The sequence below is a fragment of the Paenibacillus sp. F4 genome, assembly GCF_002894905.1.
GTDB classification, from domain to species: Bacteria; Bacillota; Bacilli; order Paenibacillales; family Paenibacillaceae; genus Paenibacillus; species Paenibacillus polymyxa_B.
In genome coordinates this window covers 70,575-94,468 of record NZ_POVS01000013.1, presented here as the reverse complement: position 1 = coordinate 94,468, position 23,894 = coordinate 70,575, and the positions used below count along the sequence as shown (strand labels likewise).

The 23,894-nt window shown below is 48.1% G+C and carries 20 protein-coding genes; 1 reads left to right on the top strand and 19 read right to left on the bottom strand.

Annotated features, from left to right (window positions below):
* Window positions 1-107: 107 nt before the first annotated feature.
* The 13 genes from rsmB to C1T21_RS13525 form a co-directional block, all read right to left on the bottom strand.
* Window positions 108-1,523 carry a 16S rRNA (cytosine(967)-C(5))-methyltransferase RsmB gene (rsmB, locus tag C1T21_RS13585; RefSeq protein ID WP_103048648.1) on the bottom strand — a complete coding sequence of 472 codons (1,416 nt, stop codon included), beginning with the start codon at window positions 1,521-1,523 and terminating at the stop codon, window positions 108-110.
* Window positions 1,520-2,479 carry a methionyl-tRNA formyltransferase gene (gene fmt / locus C1T21_RS13580; protein WP_103048647.1) on the bottom strand — a complete coding sequence of 320 codons (960 nt, stop codon included), beginning with the start codon at window positions 2,477-2,479 and terminating at the stop codon, window positions 1,520-1,522. The genes rsmB and fmt overlap by 4 nt, the downstream gene beginning before the upstream one ends.
* Before the next feature lie 6 nt (window positions 2,480-2,485).
* A complete protein-coding gene (def, locus tag C1T21_RS13575) occupies window positions 2,486-2,983 on the bottom strand; it encodes a peptide deformylase (protein WP_061829023.1) in 498 nt (165 codons plus the stop codon).
* A 132-nt stretch (window positions 2,984-3,115) separates the two neighbouring features.
* Window positions 3,116-5,692 carry a primosomal protein N' gene (priA, locus tag C1T21_RS13570; RefSeq protein WP_103048646.1) on the bottom strand — a complete coding sequence of 859 codons (2,577 nt, stop codon included), beginning with the start codon at window positions 5,690-5,692 and terminating at the stop codon, window positions 3,116-3,118.
* The gene (coaBC, locus tag C1T21_RS13565) at window positions 5,692-6,996 is read right to left on the bottom strand and encodes a bifunctional phosphopantothenoylcysteine decarboxylase/phosphopantothenate--cysteine ligase CoaBC (RefSeq protein ID WP_103048645.1); all 1,305 of its coding nucleotides are present in this window, start codon (window positions 6,994-6,996) and stop codon (window positions 5,692-5,694) included. Before coaBC ends, priA begins: the two co-directional genes overlap by 1 nt.
* A gap of 90 nt (window positions 6,997-7,086) precedes the next feature.
* The gene (rpoZ, locus tag C1T21_RS13560; RefSeq protein ID WP_013310893.1) at window positions 7,087-7,290 is read right to left on the bottom strand and encodes a DNA-directed RNA polymerase subunit omega; all 204 of its coding nucleotides are present in this window, start codon (window positions 7,288-7,290) and stop codon (window positions 7,087-7,089) included.
* Between the two features lie 122 nt (window positions 7,291-7,412).
* The gene (gene gmk, locus C1T21_RS13555; protein WP_103048644.1) at window positions 7,413-7,985 is read right to left on the bottom strand and encodes a guanylate kinase; all 573 of its coding nucleotides are present in this window, start codon (window positions 7,983-7,985) and stop codon (window positions 7,413-7,415) included.
* Window positions 7,986-7,999: 14 nt separating this feature from the next.
* Window positions 8,000-8,260: an extracellular matrix/biofilm regulator RemA gene (remA, locus tag C1T21_RS13550; protein WP_005548256.1), complete on the bottom strand. Its 261-nt coding sequence runs from the start codon at window positions 8,258-8,260 to the stop codon at window positions 8,000-8,002.
* Window positions 8,261-8,316: 56 nt separating this feature from the next.
* Complete coding sequence (locus C1T21_RS13545; protein ID WP_103048643.1) at window positions 8,317-9,204, bottom strand: YicC/YloC family endoribonuclease; 888 nt, start codon at window positions 9,202-9,204, stop codon at window positions 8,317-8,319.
* A 35-nt stretch (window positions 9,205-9,239) separates the two neighbouring features.
* Window positions 9,240-11,126 (bottom strand): bifunctional homocysteine S-methyltransferase/methylenetetrahydrofolate reductase, encoded by a 1,887-nt coding sequence (locus C1T21_RS13540; protein WP_103048642.1) that lies wholly within the window; start codon window positions 11,124-11,126, stop codon window positions 9,240-9,242.
* Window positions 11,127-11,270: 144 nt separating this feature from the next.
* Entirely contained in the window at window positions 11,271-12,296 is a 1,026-nt protein-coding gene (locus tag C1T21_RS13535; RefSeq protein WP_103048641.1) for a hypothetical protein, read from the bottom strand.
* 208 nt (window positions 12,297-12,504) lie between these two features.
* Window positions 12,505-13,338, bottom strand: coding sequence for a diaminopimelate epimerase (gene dapF, locus C1T21_RS13530; RefSeq protein WP_103048640.1), 834 nt, complete (start codon window positions 13,336-13,338; stop codon window positions 12,505-12,507).
* A 109-nt stretch (window positions 13,339-13,447) separates the two neighbouring features.
* Entirely contained in the window at window positions 13,448-16,246 is a 2,799-nt protein-coding gene (locus tag C1T21_RS13525) for a calcium-translocating P-type ATPase, SERCA-type (RefSeq protein ID WP_103048639.1), read from the bottom strand.
* A gap of 229 nt (window positions 16,247-16,475) precedes the next feature.
* Between C1T21_RS13525 and C1T21_RS13520 the strand changes: the two genes are divergently transcribed.
* Window positions 16,476-18,221 carry an Rqc2 family fibronectin-binding protein gene (locus tag C1T21_RS13520; protein ID WP_103048638.1) on the top strand — a complete coding sequence of 582 codons (1,746 nt, stop codon included), beginning with the start codon at window positions 16,476-16,478 and terminating at the stop codon, window positions 18,219-18,221.
* Between the two features lie 93 nt (window positions 18,222-18,314).
* Here C1T21_RS13520 and C1T21_RS13515 read toward each other — a convergent pair whose 3' ends face one another.
* The 6 genes from C1T21_RS13515 to C1T21_RS13490 form a co-directional block, all read right to left on the bottom strand.
* Entirely contained in the window at window positions 18,315-19,184 is an 870-nt protein-coding gene (locus tag C1T21_RS13515; protein ID WP_103048637.1) for a PHP domain-containing protein, read from the bottom strand.
* The gene (locus C1T21_RS13510) at window positions 19,184-20,140 is read right to left on the bottom strand and encodes a selenium metabolism-associated LysR family transcriptional regulator (protein ID WP_103048636.1); all 957 of its coding nucleotides are present in this window, start codon (window positions 20,138-20,140) and stop codon (window positions 19,184-19,186) included. The genes C1T21_RS13515 and C1T21_RS13510 overlap by 1 nt, the downstream gene beginning before the upstream one ends.
* A 210-nt stretch (window positions 20,141-20,350) precedes the next feature.
* Complete coding sequence (locus C1T21_RS13505) at window positions 20,351-20,788, bottom strand: hypothetical protein (RefSeq protein ID WP_023989315.1); 438 nt, start codon at window positions 20,786-20,788, stop codon at window positions 20,351-20,353.
* Between the two features lie 229 nt (window positions 20,789-21,017).
* Complete coding sequence (locus tag C1T21_RS13500) at window positions 21,018-21,278, bottom strand: YlbG family protein (RefSeq protein WP_023989316.1); 261 nt, start codon at window positions 21,276-21,278, stop codon at window positions 21,018-21,020.
* 39 nt (window positions 21,279-21,317) lie between these two features.
* On the bottom strand, window positions 21,318-21,758 hold the full coding sequence (locus tag C1T21_RS13495) for a YlbF/YmcA family competence regulator (protein WP_013310906.1): 441 nt from the start codon (window positions 21,756-21,758) through the stop codon (window positions 21,318-21,320).
* Between the two features lie 108 nt (window positions 21,759-21,866).
* Window positions 21,867-23,891 (bottom strand): helicase-associated domain-containing protein, encoded by a 2,025-nt coding sequence (locus C1T21_RS13490; protein WP_103048635.1) that lies wholly within the window; start codon window positions 23,889-23,891, stop codon window positions 21,867-21,869.
* Between the last annotated feature and the right edge of the window lie 3 nt (window positions 23,892-23,894).

The window sequence follows — 23,894 nt, the reverse complement described above, 5'->3', positions numbered from 1 at the left end:
ATCCTTGAGGGGGTAAAAATTTTTCGTCTTCATGCAAAAAACCGCCGGAAATGTTCCGGCGGAATGTGGAAATACTGGTGGAAAGCTGCCTGGAATTCTCTTCCGCGCTATTTCACCCGACGCAGGCGCGCGATATAAAATCCGTCGCTGTGGAAATGCTGCGGTAACAGCTGTACCGAGCCTCCCTGTATACTATCCTTTTCGCGGCTCACGTCCGGGAAGGAATGACCCTCTGCCAATTCATACTCTGGATGTTCGCTTAAAAACTGAGTCAATCGTCCTTCATTTTCGTCCGGTTCAATCGTGCATGTGCTGTATACCAGAATACCACCTGGCTTCAACAGTCCCGCCACACTATCCAGCAACTCATGCTGAAGCTGTGTAATGTCGCGAACATCCTGCGCAGTTTTGCTCCAACGCAGGTCCGGCTTACGACGAATTACTCCAAAGCCAGAGCATGGCGCATCCAGCAAAATACGGTCAAAAGAAGCTGGAGCATATCGTTCCTTCAGTTCTAGCGCATCACCAGTGACTGTTTCCACGACATCCAGGCCAAGTCGATTAGCCTGTTCACGGATTAATTGATGCTTATGGGCATGCAGATCATTCGCAACTATCCGGCCTTGATCTTTCATCAGCTCAGCCATATGAGCTGTTTTGCCACCTGGAGCGGCACAGCAATCCAGTACCTGCATGCCAGGCTCAGGAGCGACTGCTTCGGCAACGAGCATGGAGCTTTCATCCTGTACGGACAGCAAGCCGTCCGTATACCACGAGGTAAGCGCCATATTTCCACCGCTACGAACAACAATCCCATAGGGACTAACTGCGGAAGGAACGGCATCAAGCCCTTTTGAACGCATCTCGTCCAGCAGCTGATCACGGCTGGTCATTGTCGTATTCACCCGTACGCTGACCGCAGGGGGCTCATTATTAGCCTGACAGATAGCCTCAGCAGTATCTGCACCGTATTGCTTAATCCAGCGCTTAACCAGCCACTGTGGATGAGAATGTTCTAATGAAATCCGTTCCTCCGGTGACAAATCGTCAGGAATACGCAGCTTGTCCGGCTCACGCAACATGCTGCGGAGCACACCGTTGACCATACCGGAAATCCCCTGATGCCCACGACGCTTGGCAATGGTCACCGCTTCACTAACGACTGCATGATCCGGAACTCGATCCAGATAAACCACCTGATACACACTCATTCGCAGCAACGAACGTACCCAAGCCTGAAGCTTGGCCGTTCCTTTTTGAACAAATTTATTGAGAAAATAATCTAGTGTATTTCGGCGTGCGATTGTACCGTATACAAGTTCCGTCGCCAAACCAGCGTCACTTGCAGATAAACCTGCCTGCTGAAGCCGACGATTTAGCTCAAGATTGCTATATGCACCCTCTTGCTCCACACCGGTCAACACATCAAGTGCAACTTCCCGCGCCGTCTGATTGCGAGTCTTGCCGGATCTGGCACCCACTCCCTTGCCTTGGCCTCCCTGGCGGGAGTGACTCCCGCTCATCCGAGCACCGTGCCTGGCTTCATCTGTCCGCCGCGTGCAAAGGTTCCGGCATCCATAACCTTTTTGCCAGCCGGTTGAACCTGAGTCAGCCAGAGAGTTCCTTCGCCTGTCTGCACCTCAATGCCACGAGCGGTCAATTGAAGAACCGTTCCGGGTGCCGAAACATTTGAGCCACTCACTTCACTGTTTATGAAAGGCTGCTCAGCAGCCCAAATTTTAAAAACATTCTCCTCCCAAAGCGTAAACGCACCGGAAAAAGGAACCAGGCCGCGAATCCGGTTGTATATCTGCTGAGCATTGTCACTCCACGAAATACGCTCATCCTCGCGGTTCAGGTTCGGGGCATAAGTTGCCTCGTCCTCGTTTTGCGGCGTACGGTCTGATTGGCCTGCCAGCAACTTAGGCAGCTCGTCCTGCAAAAGCTTTGCTCCAGCTACGCTTAGCTTCTCAAAAATCGTACCCGAGGTATCCTCCGGCTCTATAGCAAGCTCAACTCGCGATATCATATCGCCAGTGTCCAGTCCTTCCGCCATATACATCAGCGTCACACCCGTCACAGTTTCACCATTAATAATCGCACGCTGGATCGGTGCACCTCCCCGATAACGGGGAAGTAACGAACCATGCACATTCAGACAGCCGAACCGAGGCAGGTCTAGTACGGACTTAGGCAAAATTTGCCCATAGGCTGCGGTTACGATCAGATCAGGACGCAGCTCTGCCACCTGAGCCACCGCTTCTGGCTGGCGCAGGCGGGTTGGTTGCAGTACAGGTAATCCGCGTTTTTCTGCCGCTTCCTTGACTGGTGTAGGCGTCAATATTTTTTTTCGTCCCTGTGGCTTATCGGGCTGTGTAATCACACCGACCACGTTATAACCGTTGTCCAGTAACATGTTCAGCGATGGCACTGCAAACTCAGGCGTACCCATAAAGATAATACGAATGTCTTGACTCATCGAACCTCACTCTCCTATCTGACGGTTCGGTCCTGGCTGTTCCAGCGCAACCTCATATACTTTTTCTGCAATATCCGTGAATAAAATTCCATTTAAATGGTCAATTTCATGCTGAAAAGCACGAGAAAGCAACCCTGTCGCTGTAACGGTAATGGTTTTACCCTCGCGGTCCAGTCCCTTGACTGTAACCTTCTCGGCACGACGCACATCCCCGTTCAACCCTGGTATACTCAGGCAGCCTTCAGGACCCAACTCCTCCCCTTCTTCGGCCACGATCTCTGGATTAATCATTTTAATCAAACCATGCTCATCTCCAGCATCTACAACGATGAGACGCTTCAAAATGCCTACTTGCGGAGCAGCAAGACCTACTCCCTCCGCTTCATACATCGTATCTGCCATATCGTCGAGCAGCTTTTGCACGTTAGGCGTAATTTTAGTGACTTCCTTTGCTACTTTGTGCAATACGTCATCCGGCTCCAACACTATAATTCTAATTGACATGACAACAGAACACCTTCCTCTTTATGCTTCATTTAGGCCTAACTGTATTCATCACAAACGCGACTGCTACATTATCCTATGTACGGACGGCTTGTCCGCATTATTTGTGCTAATTACTTTTGTGGCAACACTCTACATAAGCATTTGCGGATCAACATCCAGACTAATCAGCAACTTTTGTGCCTGTGCGGATTCGGCCATTTCATCAGCTACTTGCTGAGCCAAACTAATCGCGTCGATATTTCCACGCCATTTTATCATACATTGAAATCGGTATCTATTCTTGATTCTCGAAATGGGTGAAGCTACTGGTCCCAAAATGTCGAGTACATCCGATGTAAGACGATCCATATTCCCGAACCAGCCCCGTTGTCTGGCCCGTCCCTGTAGTGTTGCTGAATAATTCTCAGCCAGCCGGACCAGCACCGGGAGTTGTTCATGAGAAAAGGTCACCAAAATAAGACGACAATATGGTGGATAGTGCAAATTGCGGCGGTGGTTCAATTCTTCCCTCACAAAAGAAGCATAATCATGGCGACTTGCGTGAATCACCGAATAATGCTCTGGAGTATAGGATTGTACGAATACTTCCCCTGGCAATTGATGTCTCCCAGCACGTCCAGCTACTTGTGTTAACAGCTGAAAAGTCTTTTCCGCAGCCCGAAAATCTGGTAAATTGAGAGCCGAATCCGCAGTAATGACACCAACCAGTGTCACATCGGGAAAGTCCAGGCCTTTGGCAACCATTTGAGTACCGAGCAGCACGTCCGCTTTTTTATCACGAAATTGCTTGAGGAGCTTTTCGTGGGCATTTTTTTCTGTCGTTGTATCAACATCCATTCGAACAACACGTATACCGGGAAATAGCTTCGCCAGCTCTTCTTCCACTCGCTGGGTACCTGTACCGAAATAGCGAATATGCTCACTACCGCACTCAGGGCAAGTCTGAGGCACGGGCTCGGAATAACCACAGTAATGGCAACGTAAATTGTTCGACCGCTGATGATACGTAAGCGAAATATCACAATGTGGACAACCCGCGACATAGCCACAGCTACGGCACATGACGAACGTGGAGTGCCCACGCCGATTCAACAGGAGTACCGTCTGCTCCTTACGCTCTAACCGCTCTGCAATTCCATTATGCAACGCACGGCTGAACATAGAGCGGTTGCCAGCACGCAGTTCCTCACGCATATCCATGATATGTACTTCGGGTAACGTGTTCCCCAATGCGCGAGTTGGCATTTCAAGCAGCAACGGCGCAAACTCGTCGTTGCTTTGTGAGCGAGCCGCATAGTAGCTTTCCAGCGACGGAGTAGCCGAGCCGAGAATAACGACAGCCCCATGCTGATGGGCTCTGCGAATGGCGACATCACGCGCATGGTATTTAGGTGTCTCTTCCTGCTTATAGGACGTTTCGTGCTCCTCATCCATAATAATAAGACCTAACTCACGAAAAGGCGCAAATACTGCCGAGCGAGCACCAATCGCCACTTTCACACGGCCTTCGCGTATTTTGCGCCACTCATCGTACCGTTCACCCCCGGACAACCTACTGTGCATCACTGCTACCTGATCGCCAAACCGACCTTTAAAACGCTCAACCATTTGTGGGGTTAACGATATTTCAGGTACCAGCACAATGGCCTGCCGATTCTGCTCGATACAACGCTGAATCGTCTGTAGATAGATTTCCGTCTTACCGCTCCCTGTGACTCCATGCAACAAATAAGCTCCTTGCTCACGCGTGTCCAGCTGGCGAATAATCCGTTCATATACCGACTGCTGCTCTGCTGTGAGAGGGAGTGGCTCTGTAGGCTTGAAGTGTCTGCCCCGGTAGGGGTCGCGGAACACTTCGACATCCTCCAGCAACACATAGCCCTTATCTTCCAGCGCCTTAACCGTTGCAGCCGAGACACTCAGTGAGGTCATGACTTCCTTCAGCGACAGAGGCAGAAACTCGCTACGTTCCAGCAAAAAAGCAAGTACCTCCCGCTGACGCTGCGCTTTGGCAGAAAATTGCTCCAGCGCCGTTGATGCCTCGTCTATGCCAATAGCCAGATCAACGGATTTCATGGTCTTTTTGCCAAGTTTGTCTTTAATAACTTGACTTTCCTGAAGCACACCCCGGCGTAACAGTGATTTAATAACCTCCGCTTCCTCCGGGAAACGTCGACTGAGTTGCTGCAATGGGACTTGCTCCTTCTCCTGAATGAAGCTAACAATCCGACGCTCCGTCGGATCACTCATACCATCGTCGGTCAGAAGTGTCCATTCGAGCTCATCGCCCTGATTCGGTTGTATAGTACGTTGTGGATGCGTTAACTCATGCTGTTCCGCAATTGAGATATAGCGTTCTGCTTTGCCCTTCAGCGCGGTAGGAATCATCACTTGCAGTGCCATAATTTGATTACAAGCATAACGTTCGCTCATCCATTTGCCCAGTTCGACTAGGTCGGCAGATAAGGGTGGTACCAAATCCAGCAACTCCTGGATCGCTCTCATCCTGTATTTCGGTGGATCATCAGCCGGGACTACCGAGATGACAAAAGCCTGCACCGTCCGTTTGCCAAATGGCACAGCTACCCGGCTACCCGGCTCAATCCAAGGTCTCATTGAGTCTGGTATCAGATAATCGAAGGTGCGGTCCGTATCCTTGGCAGGTACATCGACAATGACCTTGGCAACTAAATTGCCCGTCTCCATTAATGCAGCACCCCACCCATGCGTCCCGCGGCTATAGTAAGCAACTTACGCGCAACTTCTTCCTTTGACTGTACAGGAATACGCTCTACGATCCCGCTTCGGTCATAAATTTGAACAGCATTCGTATCGACGCCAAAACCAGCACCATTCACAGTTACATCGTTTGCCGCGATCAAATCACAATTTTTACGTTCTAATTTATCTATCGCATACGTCTCCAAATGTTCGGTTTCAGCTGCAAAGCCAATTAAAAATTGATGTTTCTTACTCCGTCCGAGTGATTCTAGAATATCGACGTTCTTCACTAGCTCTAGCGTAAATACACTATCTTTTTTCTTGATCTTGGTCTGTGCAATCTCACGTGGTCGATAATCTGCAACTGCAGCAGCCATAACGACCATATCGCTCGTTTCCCATTGCTTTAATACAGCGTCGTACATGTCTTCAGCTGACTGGACTCTTTCAAGCATAATACCAGTAGGCGGTTCCGCGCTGGTATTGGCGGCAATCAAGTGCACCTCTGCACCCATCTCCTGAGCCACTTTTGCAATGGCAAAGCCCATTTTGCCAGATGAATCATTTGTGATATAACGTACTGGATCAATTCGCTCGATCGTGCCTCCAGCCGTTACAATGACTTTTTTGCCTGAAAGGACCGATTCATTCTCATTCACAAGTGACTCAGGCACTTGAGCCTCCATAGATTCGTCACCAAACCATCGTGGTTCAGACTTGATGTTGGTTTTTTGTTCCTGAGCTTGCTGATCAAAAAAACGCTCTATGGTTTGCACAATTGTGTCCGGCTCTTCCAAACGTCCTTTGCCAACGTAACCGCAAGCCAGTAATCCTTCACCAGGCTCAATCATCTTCACGCCACGTGATACAAGCGTCTCCATATTTTGCATGACTGCGGGATGAGTGTACATATGTACATTCATCGCAGGCGCCACCATAATAGGCGCTGTTGTAGCCAGCAACGTTGTAGACAACATATCATCAGCAAGACCATGCGCCATTTTCCCGATAATATTCGCAGTTGCAGGAGCAACAAGCACTAAATCAGCCGCATCCGCCAGATGAATATGGGATACGACTGATGGCTCTCTTTCATCAAATGTGTCACTGTACACCGGATTACGAGAGAGCGACTGCAGTGTAAGTTCGGTAATAAACTCCTTGGCAGAGGCCGTCATAATCACATGAACATCGGCTCCCTTTTGCGTCAACCTACTGCACAGCGCAGCCCCTTTGTAAGCAGCAATTCCGCCAGTTATACCAAGAATAATAACTTTTCCCTTCAACATCGTTAACTCCCCCTGACCTAAAAAAATAACAACCTTGCGGTTGTCAAAGGAATTGGCATTGCGCCCGGTTATAATAGTTGTGTATAATTCTTACTCGTCTTCGCCGCTTTCAAGACGCAGATGATCCGCGTAAATCTCTTCCAACGCCACTCCAACCTGTTTGTGGGATTTAGGATTCTTGAGAGTCGTCTTTTCACCCTCGCGCAACTGTCTGGCACGACGTGAAGCCGCTACAACCAACGAATACTTACTATCTGCCTTTTTCATCATTTCATCAATGGAAGGATACAGCACGAATAGACACCTCTTCATGTAGTTTTGGGACTGTATAAGCTGAACTCCAGTGTACACCTTCAAGCTCAGCTTATACAGTATTATTTCTCTTTAGGTACGCTTGGCATATGTAAAGCCCTCGTTTAAGGATGAACCTTACAATGTTCGGCGATAATAATGGATTCTATTCGTTTACAAGCGAAATCAATCTCATCATTGACGACCGCATAATCATAGTGACGCAATAAATTCATTTCATCCACAGCTACCGACATACGGTGGTCTATGGTCGCTTGAGTTTCTGTGCCCCGTCCCCGGATTCTATCCTTTAATTCGTCTAGCGAAGGCGGAAGCAGAAAAATGAATATGCCTTCTGGAAATTTTTCTTTAACCTTTAACGCTCCCTGAACTTCAATCTCCAGAAAAATATCTTTTCCCTGCGAAAGCGTCTGATCTACAAAATCACGTGGAGTACCATAATAGTTCCCTACATACTCAGCATACTCCAGCATTTCGTCTCGTTCAATCATACCCAGAAATTCTTCACGCGTTTTAAAAAAATAGGTCACTCCATCCTGTTCGCCTGAACGAGGTGTTCGAGTTGTAGCAGAAACGGAGTATGTTATCTCTGGTAGCTTCTCACGCAATGCGTTGCCTACCGTCCCTTTACCGACACCCGAAGGTCCGGATATTACAAATAATAATCCCTTAGCCATAGTACACTCCATTTTTATTCGTCATTGTCATCATCTTTAGTGGATAGGCGATGAGCGACCGTCTCCGGCTGCACCGCAGACAGGATTACATGATCACTGTCTGTAATAATAACAGCCCGCGTCCGGCGGCCATAGGTAGCATCAATTAGCATATGACGGTCCCTGGCTTCCTGTATAATCCGCTTGATCGGAGCAGACTCCGGACTGACGATGGAGATAATTCGGTTGGCCGACACGATATTGCCGAAACCAATATTGATCAATTTGATTGCCATATTCAGGTCTTTCCCCCTATACATGTGACTCTTGCAGCCGTGCCGCTACCAGGTAGCTACTCAATATTTGCAGCCTGCTCACGAATTTTCTCGAGCTCTGCTTTCATCTCAACGACCAAATTAACCAATGTGAGATGATTAGCCTTGGAGCCGATCGTGTTGACTTCCCTGTTCATTTCCTGGATTAAAAAATCTAATTTGCGACCGGCCGGCTCGTCTGACAGCAGCAATCCCTTGCACTGTCCAAAGTGACTTTGAAGCCGGGTAAGTTCCTCGTCAATATTGCTGCGATCCGCGAATAACGCAATCTCCATTCCGAACTTATGTTCATCAAGCGTAAATGAACCGTCCTGAAGCTCTTTAAGCCTGTGTTTCAGCCTGTTACGGTAGTCGCTCACAACATGAGGAGCCAGCACCGTCATTTCATGATGCAGAGATTCCAGACGTAAAATACGGGATTCCACATCTTGCGCCAAATGCCCGCCTTCTCGCCTTCTCATCTCCAGTAAACCTTGCAAAGCTTCATTCAAAGCTCGCTGTAGTTGCTCTTCCCAGTCCTCTTCATCTCCATGGCAAGCCTCTCCAGGCTCACCCAGAACGTCAGGCAAAGCAAGAATATCGCTTATCCCTATCGTTCCTTTCACTCCATAGCGATCCGCCAGCTGCTCCGCTGCATGCAGGTAAGCCTGCACTACAGTGTCATTCAACCTCGCGGCGGGCATCTGTTCTTCATCACGTTCCCTGTGGATGAAGACATCGATACGACCGCGTTTAATCTGCTGTTGAACCGTTCTTCTCAAGCCATCTTCGTATCGAGTCCATTCGCGCGGAATTCTCATCATCACTTCGCAATAGCGGTGATTCACCGATTTCAATTCCAAGCGCACTTTATAGCCCTCATAATGAAGGATGGCTTGACCGTATCCGGTCATACTCAATGACATCGGCATCACATCCATTATACTATTGTAATTGATTATTATAGTCGAAACAAGGGGGCCTGTGCGCGGCCTGATTTTTGCCATACGTAAGAAGTCAGTTCAGCTGTCATTTCATAGAACATAAATGGAGTCATAAAATAGATACCATTAAAATGTTCCATTGCCGTATCGAGTAACTCCTTGGCAATAGACACGCCCATTGCTCGTCCTTCCGGACCCTCAAGACCAGACATACGTGCACGCACCTCATCGGATAACTGAATCCCTGGTACTTCATTGTGCAAGTATTCTGCATTGCGCCCACTAGCCAGCGGCATAATACCGATAAAAATCGGTACTTCCAAATGTCGTGTTGCTTCCGCGATGGCTGCAATCAACTCGTGGTCGTAAACGGGCTGAGTCATAACATAATCAGCTCCGGAGGCAATTTTCTTCTCTAATCGCTGCACGGCTTTACCCAAATGCTTGACATTAGGATTAAATGCGGCACCTACCACAAAATTAGCTTTCTGCTTCAGTGGCTTACCGGAAAATGCGACACCATCATTTAATTGCTTGATCATGCGTATAATTTCAAAAGAGGTCATATCATACACCGAACTGGCGCCTGGCAAATCACCGAACCGCGCCGGATCTCCAGTAACCGCCAGTACATGGTCAATACCGAGCGCGTCAAAACCCATCATGTGGGATTGAGTACCAATCAGATTGCGATCACGACATGCTATATGAATTAATGGGCGCAAGCCTGTTTCAATACTGACCAAATGTCCAAGCGCCATGTTGCTCATGCGGGTGACTGCAAGCGAGTTGTCAGCCAGTGTAAGCGCGTCGGCCCCGGCTTTCTTCAACGCATGAGCACCTTGCATAAACCTCGTAATGTCCAGATCGCGCGGAGGATCCAGTTCTACAATGACCGTATGTCGTTCCTTAACCAGATCCACAATGTTGGGCTCGCTGATATGTCTGCCATTTCCTCGTTCCTCTTCATCTGCAATCTGCTCCGCCACTTGAAAGGACTCTTTCGACAAAGCTTCTTTTGAAGCCAGCGGAGGCGGTTGCAAACGGTTCAAAGCTTTTGAGATAGCTGCAATATGGTCCGGTGTAGTTCCGCAGCAACCACCGAGCAGCCTCGTTCCCAGGTCTACAAAGGACTTGGCACATTCTCCAAAATATTCAGGTGATGCACCGTATACATAGTGACCGTCCACATAATCTGCTAGTCCCGCATTCGGATATACGGACAGCGGCACAGACAAAGGGCCGTCCAGCTGCTCCATTACACTCATAATTCCCTGCGGACCCGAGTGACAGTTAAATCCAAGGATGTCTGCCCCCTCATTACGCAGCACCGAAAAAGCTTCCGCCACTAAAAAACCATCCTGGGTACGACCAACCTGATCAACTGCAAACTGACAAATCACCGGAATGTCACTGTATTTACGCACACTGTGAAGCGCAATGCGTATTTCATCCAGTGAATAAAACGTTTCGCACAAAATGCCGTCGACTCCTTCGGAGAGAAGGGCATCAATTTGCTGCTCATAGTTTCTTGCCAGCTCCAGCTTTGATATGTTAAGCCGTTTGCCCCCACATATGGAACCCACCGCACCTACCACATAATGTTCAGGTCCGGCCGCAGCTCTGGCAATTCTCACACCGGCACGATTGATCTCTTCTACCTTAGATTCCAATCCAAACCGGGCTAACTTATAATCATTTGCAGAAAATGTATTAGTCTCCAGCAATCGAGCTCCTGCACTTAAATATTGACCATGCACGTCTGATATAACGTCAGGCGAAGTGATGTTCAGTTCTTCGAAAGACGTATTTACTGGAAATCCTAGCTGGTATAAAAAAGTCCCCATTGCGCCGTCTCCGACAATAATTTCACGATTCAGCACAGTACGCAAATCCGGTTTCATGTCCTCTGCTCCACCCCGCTCTTTATTTTCATACTAATGTAACATAAAGAGACTACAAACATAAGCCAAAAACAAAAAAAGCCGCTCCACTCCCCGACAATATGATATCAGGAGTGAAGCAGCTTGATTTATCTTTTCTATTTCCTACAACATTTTCCCATCGGAAGAATGGAGAGAGTAAGCGTAAAAAGTCCCTTTTTTATTCACTTTAGCCACAATAGAATCCGTTCCCTTTTGCTGCTTGGAGAACGTATATTGATTCCCTTGAACTTTCACTTTATAGCCGGTCAAATTGATATTAAACAACATCTGAGCCTTGGGCTTGACTAGCTTCAAAGCTTCTGAGGCAGTATATTTCGGGCTTGCAAATGTTTTTTTGAAATCTGCGTCATCATTCCAGTCCACCCCATAGGTGGATACGGCCAGCACTTTACCGGTTACCGCACTAATTTTGACCTCACTCGCCTCGTTTGCATCCTCAAACGACCAATATGAAAGTCCCTTCGTCTCGTCCTTGTACCGTGAAGCGTGCTGTACCTTGATTCGCTGTCCACTCACACGCTTAAATGTGTTCATTGCACGGTTCAGTAACACAGGGTCCACCTGCTTCAGCGCATAGTCCGCGTTGATGGTAATAGCGTTACCTCGATCCACATCCACATACAACGAGGAAGCTTGTTCTCCTGCGCCCCAAAATACCCAGTAATTTGATGGCTTGTTGGACTGATAAGGGGATTTGACCCGCCAAAATGCTTCAAATTGCAAAGGACGCTTCCTGTCAAACGCTTTGGCGCTGTTTAGCACCTTCGTCTTGAGTGGCACGTTCATCGCCTTTCCCAAGCTGCTTATTTTATATCGTATGGTTGTAGAATCCACTCTGTTTTTTTCTTTATTATATTCTGTCTGCAACGTAGCAGTTCCGTCTTCCAGTTCTCCCTCTACAATCCAGGTTTTCCCCATATCTGTCACATCGTCAAATTGAAATGCTGTCTTTGAACCAATGAGTTCTTGCACCGCTTTTTCTAAACGGCTTACCACTGTCGGAGTTAGCGAGCCAACTTGCTTGTCCGTCGTTTCCGCGGCAGCAGGAATGGTCGCCGCCTGAACCGGAAGCGCGGTGGCTACAAATATGAGGACTGCAACTGCTGAAATCCAACGAAATTTCCGCACTATGAACGGCCTCCTTATTGTTTTTTTCATTTTCTATATTATACATCGCTCAGGCGCCAAAAAAAGACAGAATATTGCCTTCTTCATCGTATTCCTTGTATACAGGGGCATGTAAGTCCAAAAAAAGAAGACCTACTAAGGTCTTCTTTTCACTCACTTCTATACGATTCATAGGCCAGTTACACGCTATCTTTATAGTTCACATGATTCAGAACAGACGACCTTCGTACACGATCTCAGCCGGACCCGTCATATATATGTGATTATCTTCCTCGCTCCATTCGATATCCAGGTCGCCGCCCTTCAGGCTTACAATGGCGTGACGGTCGCTGTATCCGTTTAATACAGAAGCAACAAGCGTAGCACAGGCTCCGGTTCCACAAGCTAGCGTTGGTCCGGCTCCCCTCTCCCATACTCTCATATCTATATGCTTCCGGCTACGTACCGTGGCGAACTCAACATTTGTTTTTTTAGGGAACAACGGATGGCATTCCAGCTTCGGCCCCCAGGCTTCCAGATCAAAGCTTGGTGCATCCTCCACATAAATGACACAGTGCGGGTTCCCCATAGATACAGCCGTAAAGCGAAAACCACTTCCGCCAGCTTCAATGGGCTCATTAATTACGCTAGACAGATCCAGTGTAGTTGGAATCTTCAAACCCTCAAGAATCGGCTCTCCCATATCCACCTTCACCATACGAACAAGTCCGTTCTCTACAGTTAGTTCGACCTGCTGTACCCCTGCACCCAGTGTCTCGATCGTGATCTGTTCACGGTTGATATGCTTACGGTCATATACGTATTTGGCAGCACAACGGATAGCATTACCGCATTGCTCGGCCTCCGAGCCGTCCGAATTAATGATACGCATGCAGAAATCCGCTTTTTCTGACGGCAATATATATACCAACCCATCGGCGCCAACACCAAAATGTCGATCACATAGCCGAACAGCTAATTCCGAGGCGTCAGACGGCAAATCCTGATGCCCAAACCAAACGATAAAATCATTACCTAGACCGTTCATTTTTGTGAATTCCATAGCTTACCTCCGCCGTTGCTGCTGATATCATGTTCCTCATGAAGCTTTGATCCCATGATATCATACAGGGCAATAGTGGGAAAGCGATGCGGTATGCATGACCCGATTACTAGGCTGAAAACTTCGTACGTCCTGCTGAAAAGTGTGTATTTCCGCCGCGACGACGGTTGCGTCGACCGCCCCATACACTTCCTGCTCCCATAAGAAACGTAGGAATCCCAGCTGCCACAATGGATAGCGCCCACTCACGCAATCCAAGCGGTACCGTTTTGAAAATAGGTTGCAGCACAGGCACGTACATAACCACCAGCATTAGCACTACGGAGGAGAGCACGGCAAGCACGAGATAACTATTTTGAAACGGATTACGATGGAAAATAGAACGGGAACTGCGGCAATCAAATACATGAATTAACTGTGCCAGGACTAGCGTAGCAAAGGCAACGGACTGTGCTTTGATCAATTGTCCTGCGTCATCCGGTGCAATACGTAATGTCAGCCAGAAGGCCGCTAGCGTACATAAACCAATCAACAAACCACGACTAATGATTTTCCAGCCCAGTCGACGAGCAAAAATATTTTCCTTTGCGCCACGAGGTTTGTGCTCCATGAGATCCTTTTCTGGCTGATCCACCCCCAGAGCCATCGCTGGTAGGCCATCAGTCACTAGATTCACCCATAAAATCTGGATCGGTAGCAAAGGTAACGGCAGCCCGGCCATCATGGCAAAGAACATCGTCAAAATTTCACCAACATTGGAGGCGAGTAGATAACGGATAAATTTACGGATATTCTCGTAAATATTCCGTCCTTCCTCAATTGCGGCTACAATTGTTGAGAAATTATCATCACTCAGAACAAGTGCAGCCGCTTCTTTGGTCACGTCCGTCCCCGTAATGCCCATAGCAATACCGATGTCCGACGCCTTTATCGCTGGGGCGTCATTGACGCCATCTCCGGTCATGGCTACGACATGTCCGCGTCTTTGCAGCGACTTGACGATCCGTAGCTTGTGCTCCGGCGAAACCCGTGCATACACAGAGACGGTATCAACGGCTTTGTCCAGCGCCGCATCATCCATCGCAGACAATTCCTGTCCTGTCAACACATGGGATCCGCGCTGAAGAATGCCCAGCTGCTGTGCAATGGCCTCTGCAGTTGTACCGTGATCTCCGGTAATCATCACAGTGCGAATGCCAGCACGACGGCACTTGCCAATGGCTTCGCGAACCTCACGACGTGGCGGATCAATCATGCCTGTCAGCCCAATAAAGATCAGCTGTGCTTCAGCCTCCTCAACCGTGGAGACACGCTCATGCGAGCGGATATCACGGTAAGCGACACCAAGTACACGTAGCGCCTCCGAGGCCATTCCTTCGTTAGCTGCCAGTACCTTTTGGCGCAGCGTACCCGTTAACGGAACGACATTTCCTTCCCATAAAATGTAGGAACACTGACCCAGCAGTACATCTGGGGCACCTTTGGCAAAGACAATGTGTCCTCCCTGGTGGCGTACGAGTACCGACATTCGCTTCCGATCCGAGTCAAAAGGAAATTCTCGCTCCCTTGTGTACAGCTCATATAGCCCTTGTCGCGTGACTCCGCCCTTGGCAGCTAATGTGACCAGTGCTCCTTCCGTCGGATCACCCTTCAACTCCCAAACGGCGGACGGCGTCGGCTCTTTGGTCTTCTTTTTCGAACGCAGCTCCTCTGTATCGGCCTGAACAATTTCCGCATTGTTGCAAAGCACACTGGCTTGCAGCAGTCTACGCAGAGATTGTCCGTTTTTAAGATCGGCAGGAAGGTCTCTATCCATAATATGCCCGTGTGGGTCATAGCCCTCTCCCGTAACTCCCCAGAAACGACCGTCCAGCCATAGCTTGGTGACTGTCATTTTATTTTGGGTCAGGGTACCCGTTTTGTCGGAACAAATGACAGATGCACAGCCGAGCGTTTCAACAGAAGGCAGCTTACGCACAATCGCCTTTCGTTTAATCATACGCTGCACACCCAATGCGAGCGCAATCGTCACAATAGCTGGCAACCCTTCCGGTATAGCTGCCACAGCCAAGCTCACTCCGGCCAAGAACATGCTCATGGCTGGCTGTCCATGTAAAATGCCTGCTACGACAACGAGCACCGTTAGCGCCAACGCTACGATAATCAAAATTTTGCCCAATTGCTCCAATCTGTGCTGCAACGGTGTCTCCTGCGACTCCGTATTTTCAATCAAGTCAGCGATCTTACCCATTTCGGTACTCATACCTGTACGTATAACCATTCCTTGTGCGGTTCCTCTGGTCATCATCGTGCCCATAAAACCGATGTTTTTTTGATCCCCAAGTGGTACTTCGGCGGCATGAATAGGGCGGCAATGCTTACTCACCGGGACTGATTCCCCCGTCAGGGCGGACTCCTCTACATCACAGCCATTCGTACTCAACCACCTTACATCTGCGGGGATGCGATCACCACTTTCCAGCAGCACGATATCACCCGGTACCAGTTCTCTGGCTTGAACTTGAATTCGTTTGCCGCCCCGTAACACTTTGGCGGTTGGAGCCGACAGTTGTCTCAAAGCTCGCAATGAACGCTCAGCTCTGAATTCCTGGACAAAGCCGAGAATTCCATTCAGTACAACAATAGCAATAATGGTAATCGCGTCCAAATATTCGCCAAGCAGGCCGGATATCAGGGTCGCTCCCATCAATACAAGCATCATAAAATCCTTGAACTGGTTGAGCAGCAGCAAGATTGCCGAAACTCGCTTCCCCTCGCTAAGTTCATTCCATCCTGACCTTTCTCTTCGTTCCGCAAGCTGTTCCTCCGAAAGACCCTGCTTCGGGTCGACTTCCAGACTTGTTGAAAGCTGTTCATTGCTTAATTGGTGCCAGTGTGCTTGTTCCATTCTCCCCAATTCCCTCCCGGTCAGATAGTCCGTTTCCGTCGGTTGTGCGTAGGATGGCTGCCCGTTATTATATTTTTGTGCCGCGATTGCTGATAAGCTGGACAGACTTTCTAGATTCAATCTATTCGGACAGAACCTGAAATATCACAAAGCCGCTTAAGTTTTGTCCCAAAGTTATGTATCATAGAAGGAAGGCGAAAATACATTTGCTTCAAAGGAGAACATAATTATGGCATTGGACGGAATCGTAACCCGCGCTATCGTACACGAACTGCAAGGCATCCGGGGCGGGCGCATTAATAAAATACATCAGCCAAATGATCGCGATATCGTGCTGAATCTGCGGGCACAAGGCGGAAGCGTAAAGCTGCTGCTGTCGGCTAATCCGACCTTCCCGCGTGTACATTTTACAGAACAAAGCTTTCTTAATCCGACAGAAGCCCCTATGTTTTGTATGCTCCTTCGCAAGCATTGCGAAGGAGGCGTTATTGAGAAAATCACGCAGGTGGGCATGGAGCGTATTATTCACATGGATATACGTCAACGTGATGAACTGGGAGATATTTCACTCAAACGAATTATCATTGAACTGATGGGTAGACACAGCAACATTATTTTGCTTGACCCGGAAACAGGCGTGATGCTGGATGGCATTCATCATGTCACACCGTCTATCAGCAGCTATCGGGTCATTATGCCTGGCTTTCAATACACGGAGCCTCCTGAACAAAACAAGCTGAATCCACTAGAAACGGAAGAGGCAGCCTTCATATCCTCGTATCAAACAGCGATCGAGACCGAAGAAGCTCCCAAACGCTGGATCGTCAACACTTTTACTGGACTCAGTCCCCTCATTGCTGAGGAGATACTAACTCGAGTCACTAATGAAGTATCTGGTGATAGTGATCGTTCACTATGGAGTACATTCAGTCACATCATGGATGACGTGCGGAATCATCGTTTTCAGCCGGTATCTGGACTAAACGCACAAGATAAAGTGATATTCTCAGCTATTCCTCTGACGTTGATCCAAGAAGAACGTAAGGAGTACGCTACCATCAGTGAGTGTATGGAGGACTTCTTCGGTGAAAAAGCAGAAAGGGATACGGTTAAGCAAAAGGTCAGTGACCTACTGCGGTTTCTGCAAAACGAGCGGAGTAAAAACCTAAAAAAACTCGACTATCTCCATCAGGATTTGGCCGAGGCGGAAGATGCCGATCAATTTCGTATTTATGGAGAGTTGCTGTTCGCTTCGCTGCATGAGGTGAAAAAAGGTGACAAAGAAGTGACGCTCATCAACTTTTATGATGAGGAGCAGCGTCCAATGACCATCCCACTGGACCCACTACTCAACCCGTCAGATAATGCACAACGGTATTTTAAAAAATACAACAAATATAAAAACAGCTTGGCTGTCATTGACGAACAACTGGAGAAAACGCACGAAGAAATCCGTTATATGGACAATCTTCTTCAGCAGCTAGCCCACGCCTCTATGAATGACATTGAGGAAATACGTGAAGAACTGGTTCAGCAGGGCTATCTCAGAGATCGGGTCAAAAAAGGAAAGAAAAAGAAGAAAAACGACCGTCCAACCCTGCACGTCTATACATCATCCGAAGGTATCGAGTTACTGGTCGGCAAAAACAACTTGCAAAATGAATATGTGACAAATCGACTGGCCGGACCAAATGACACCTGGCTGCACACAAAGGATATTCCTGGGTCACATGTCGTTATTCGTGCTGAGCAATTCGGGGATACGACGCTGGAGGAAGCAGCTCAACTCGCCGCCTACTTTAGCCAGGCCAAGCAGTCCAGCAGTGTGCCTGTGGACGCCACCCTGATTCGGCATGTACGTAAGCCCAGCGGAGCCAAACCCGGCTTTGTCATCTACGACCATCAGCGTACGCTCTTCATTACACCCGATGAGGAGCTGATCAAAAAGCTGCCGAATCGCATCAAAAACGGCTAAGTCTCACTAGCCTATTGAATCCATCAAAAAAGCCCTTTGTTCTTTGCACGATACACTTCTGGTGTTCCATGCATAAGGCAAGGGGCTTTTTATTTACTTTTGTCCAACAGCAGCCTTCCTCAATTCCTCGACAACCTGACCTTCCACACTACGGCTACCCAGATCACCGTGGAAAATAACACCTTGGCGTGCGCCGTGAAAATCCGAGCCGCCAGTTGCAATGAGCCCATATTGCGCCGCCATCGCAGTATATCGGCTCTCAGCCTCAGCATCATGGTCCGAATGTCGCACCTCCAAGCCCACAGGCTTCGCCTCCTCTATAATAGAGCGAACCAGCTCATCATTTCCGTACAAGCCAGGGTGGGCCACCACAGGTACCCCTCCTGCTTCACGAATCCAGTTTATGGCTTCCGCAGGCTCTACACGGGGTACAGACACATATCCGGGTGCTCCTTCCGCCAAGTAACGGTCAAACGCATCTCGCATATCCTTCGCATATCCCTTTTGAACCAGCGTATCCGCCATATGCGGACGTCCAATGCTTTCATCTGGTGCCAGCGGTCTGCCCATTGTAGCCACCACTTCATCCAGTGTGATTTCCACGCCCAGACTACGCAATTGGCTCAAAATCAAATCATTACGGGTATCCCGCGCCTGGCGAAGCTTTTCCAACCGCTCCAAAAACACTTTATTGCGGTAATCCATAAAATAACCGAGTATATGAATATCCTTACCGCCAGCTCGAGTACTAATTTCCACTCCTGGCACCACATTAATTCCTATGCGTTTTCCTTCCTTCAGAGCTTCCTCCAGACCAGCTACCGTATCATGATCTGTAATGGCCACACCTGCCAGTCCTTTTTCCTTGGCCCAGCGCACATTATCTGCGGGTGGCTGCATGCCGTCAGATGCTTGGGTGTGTGTATGCAAATCATATCGTTTTACGTTAATCTGCTCCTTCATTATACATCCTCCTTCTCTTTCACCTTTGCAAGCTCGTCCTGCGAATCCCTCAGCACGTCCGTTCCCTGATCATGACGACGCAAGTAAGACAGGAAGGTGACTACCGGAATCGGCAACAACGCCGACTTCAAATGAATTGCATAAAATTCTCGTTTGAACGTGATATCTGAAATGTTTACAATTTTCAACAAACCGAGCGCAACTTCATGCTTCACCGAAGAAGGTGATAGCATGGTAATACCCAGTCCAGCCTCCACCGCCGATTTGACCGCTCCAGTGCTCCCCATCTCCATTACAATACCAAGTCGAGAGGTATCCACACCACGACTTTTCAGCTCATCTTCTATCACTTGACGTGTACCAGATCCCTTTTCTCTGGCTACAAAAGGATGCTTAAACACATCTTCCAGAACCACTTTTTTAGCCTTGGCCAGCGCATGTCCTGCAGGTACAATCAGTTTCAGTTCGTCCTGCATCACAGGCTCCACCACGATATCTGGATGCTGGACTGGGGCCTCAATTAGTCCTAAATTCAACTGATGTTTTAGTATATCATCCATAATTTGAGTCGTATTCATCACATTCATCGCCATGCGTATATGAGGGTATTCCTGGCCAAACGGCCCCAACATTCTGGGTACAATATACTCACCAATCGTTAGGCTGGCACCAATATGCAATCTTCCCTCCAGCATGTGAGTAAAAGCAGACATCGCCTCGTCAGCTTCCCTAATCAGTTGCATGCTTTTTTTTGCAAAAGGTAGTAGTGTCGCTCCCGCCTCTGAAAGCTCGATTTTTTTAGTCGAACGTTGCAGCAGCTTCGTGCCGAAATAATCTTCCAAAGACTGAATTTGCATCGTCACCGCAGGTTGTGTCATATGCAGCGCTTGTGCCGCCGCCGAAAAGCTCCCACGCTCCGCTACGGTATAAAAAATGTGCAACTGATGAAAGTTCATACTGACAGCCCTCTCCCCTCTGATCTCTCTATTTTACCATAAGAAAAACATCTGTCGAAGCATTTCCAAGTAAACTTACTGAATTGGGGGAGTTTTATTGCTGGAAATAAAAAAAGCATGCAGCTGATAACTGCATACTTTCTACTCAAAATTGACGGTAATCATAAGTTCGGAGATTTTTTCATCTAGAGCCGACCGCCCAATCACCGTCTATTTTTGCTTACGAGTGCTTTTCATCAGTGTCATGCGTCGCGAATGGCGTAGCCATGAATAGTATGACTTCAAATCCCTTAATTCAATGGTCTCCGACATTCGACCCAAAAAGGTAATGACAATCATCTTGTGAAGCGGATTCCCCGCAATATCCATCTCGCCGGGCAACTCTCCAAATTCGGCCACGACGACCAGATCACCATCAATTAAATATACATCCTCTTCGTTATGATAGTAGGACTCCATCCTGTTTTGCTTCAGGCATTCCCAAAGCCAGGCGGCGATATGATTCGTCTCGGACTGTTTCTGCTCTATCCGATCTAAGTAGCGAGTTTTCGCATGATTTGTAATCACGATATCGGCGACTTTTTTATCGCCCATCTCCACGTAGAACGGTTCGTATGTACTCCATCGCTGCATTGCTTTGTCACGCACGGGATCACTCTCCCCACCAGATAGGTCTTTATATCTACCAATATATTCATATGTTACCTCAACAGACCCGGGACTACAAGTTACAAAATTGAAGTTTATGGGCGGTTTTTAAAGATTTTTTAGGTCTAACAGCATTAAGACCATTATGCAAAAGTCCTGACTTTACAAAAAAAGCCAGCCCGTAGGCTGACCTTTTAAGAATATTTTACAATTTTTGGATATTAGAAACTTATATTTCATATTCTTTCATCTTTTCCTTATCGTCGTTGTACTCCGTCCTAATCTCATTTCGAAAAGAGCGCTCGACCTTACGCACATAGGAAAGTCTGCGAATATTTTTAACGGTGTCTTCTGCCCGATCCGCATTCATATATATAACTACATAATGCATACGCTTTGAAATAAAGTGGACATTTCCGTATTTCTCCAGATTGCGGGCAGCCTTGATATCGCTTACCCAAATGATGTACCCTGTCCGCTCGGCAAACATTCGCTTCATCTCCCCTCCACTCGGTATCATTCCTATGACCTATCCACAGGAGCATTTCCCTCCGCTGCCACATCCGCCCTTTTTCACATTCGGATCATTGCTCGGCACCTTAATGGTCTCGGACACGGAATATGCAATCGTTTCAGACATGGCATGAAGCATATCATCCAGCGCCTTTTCGGCTCGTTTGAACTCCTTAACATCCACGAATTGTTCCAGTTCCAGCTCAACGACCTGCACTGCATCCTTCGCTTCATGATAGTTCGGATGAAAATGCCCAAAACGCTCCGTTTCCGCGAATAGCTCCTTTTTGGCATCCAGCTTGCGTACACACGCCTGAATAGACGGATTCAATTCCACACGCTGTTTCCAATATAAATAATCCGATACCTCAAAGGATCGGTTGACCATATCGCCCAATTCATAGGCGTTAATAAGCACTTCTGCCATATTGACCGTATTCAATTCGGCTACGCTCATGAATGTTCATCTCACTTTATATAAAGTTCTACCCTGTAAAAGTAGACTCATTTATCATACCACATCCTTCTTTTGAGAAGAAGGAGTTTCATGCACTTCCTGGCTCTACTATGTAAAAGGAACCAGCAGCCGCATATCAGACCATTCACTTGGCTGTAAAGTCGCAAGTGAAGGTGTTTCGTCATCCATTCCTGAGGTGTACCAGCCTGTGACACTCCATGGCGCACCGGGAAGCACCGCCTCCGGTATCCATTTAACCTCTTTCCCACCGATTCGCAGTCCCACAGCAGCCTGCCAACGGATCGCTTGCTCGATCAACTGCCGGGCAGTGGAAGTATGGTAACTCCTCCATTCTTTTGTCCATGAGGAGGGGACTGTAGATCTTTCCGGAAAATAGTCAGACGGATCAGGCAACATGTGCTCTTGTTCGTAAAAATGCAGCGTGCGCCCTGTATAAACCAAACCTGCTCTTCCCTCTTGGGAAAATATAGGACGGGCCTGAATCGGTTCGGACTCCATTTCAATGTTGGGACTGCCTGAACTTATGTTCTCTGTTTCCGAAATCAATGGATAATGATGAGTTTGCTCGTCCACACCTTCCGGTTCACGACGTGGACCTAATCCAATTGCAGCAAGCGTTTTTCGTATTTTGACAGCAGAGCTCGCCGGAATAATAAAGTCCCTATCGCCGAGCCGTTCCAGCAATCCTTCCAGCGCGGGATGGCGTGCAACTATGTCTGCATCCTCCTGTGTGCCACATCGCAAAAGTGTTACCGTTGCAAAAGCAGTCCGTCCGACATCACCTGCCCACTGTTCTACCGCCATACGTACATGATCAGGCACACCTGTTCGGCTGTATTTATCCAGAAGAGCAGGAATTGCTTTGGCTTCCATTCCTAACTCGATTGCCTCTGTAACACTTTCTCTGGTGATCCGGTATACTACCATCCGATCTCCTGTCACACGTTCACAGCAGCATTCCAGTCGCCAGCGTACATCATATGCCACATCTGGTGGAACCAATATTTCAAAATCAGGTTGTACATAAAAAGCACCTTGCTCTTGATGTGTATCCTCGTAATTATTGGGACGAAGCATGTCTATCACAGATACATTCCAGCGAAAACACAGTTCGCCCGATGCAGTTTGGCCCCAATCGCCCATTCCAAAAGCAGTCAGGGCCTTCAGCCAACCCTTCAATTCCTCCATGAAAGGTCCAATGAAATTAAAATCAGATACCGGTTCTCCCGCAAACCCTTCCGGATTTGAGATTGTAGGAACAAAGTCTAAAAGGGCACCATTCTTGGAATCAGCTCTGCTCGTACTCTCCTGCTGGATTAGGCCTACCTGAAGCATCCATTGCAGCAGAAACTTGATAGATATCCACCCTTCTGTTCCTACATACTGGGAGACGGCACACAGCATATAGCGAAAATGCTGCATAGACGCTTCGGCCTTGCCGTATCTTTCCATGAGTGTAGCAAAAATATGCTTGCGCATTTGCCAAGCAGACAAACGAATCCAAGTCGCCAGTTGCGTTTCCTGAATGCGAAAAGACACAGTTTCTTTCACTAATAGCCCCAAACTGAGTAGCAAATCCATCATGACCACCGTTTGCACTGGATACATCTCTGCATGCGCATAATGCAACCCAAGACCCATCAGGTCCTCTGGGCGAAAGGGGGTCAGTTCATTCAATTTTTGCAATGATCGCTTATGTATGGTTCCTTTGGCCGTCAAAGGGACACCTTGTACCGCAATACGTGACAACGCATGCAGCAATTCCCACTCCAGGCCTGTCATTGATTCATGTACTGTTATCGGATGATCCGAATGCATCATGTTCATAGGATTTTGCTCTAACAACATATCGTACAGATCCGGTAGCCGATGAACCGGAATATATAAAATTCGTTCGCCCCACGATTTGGTAACAGCCTCCAGCCAGCCCCGGGCACGTAATCCACGCAGTGCCAGTTTCGTTTCGACTCCGCTTAACGCTCCCCGGGTAAGTTGTATAGCTTCTTCTTCCTTCATGGGCTGTCCCGCATACCGGATAAAGCATCGTCTAAGCACCAGTAGCTCATCCGATGAAAGCTCATTCCAGCTGTCTTGCGTGTTCGTTACGCTCATTCT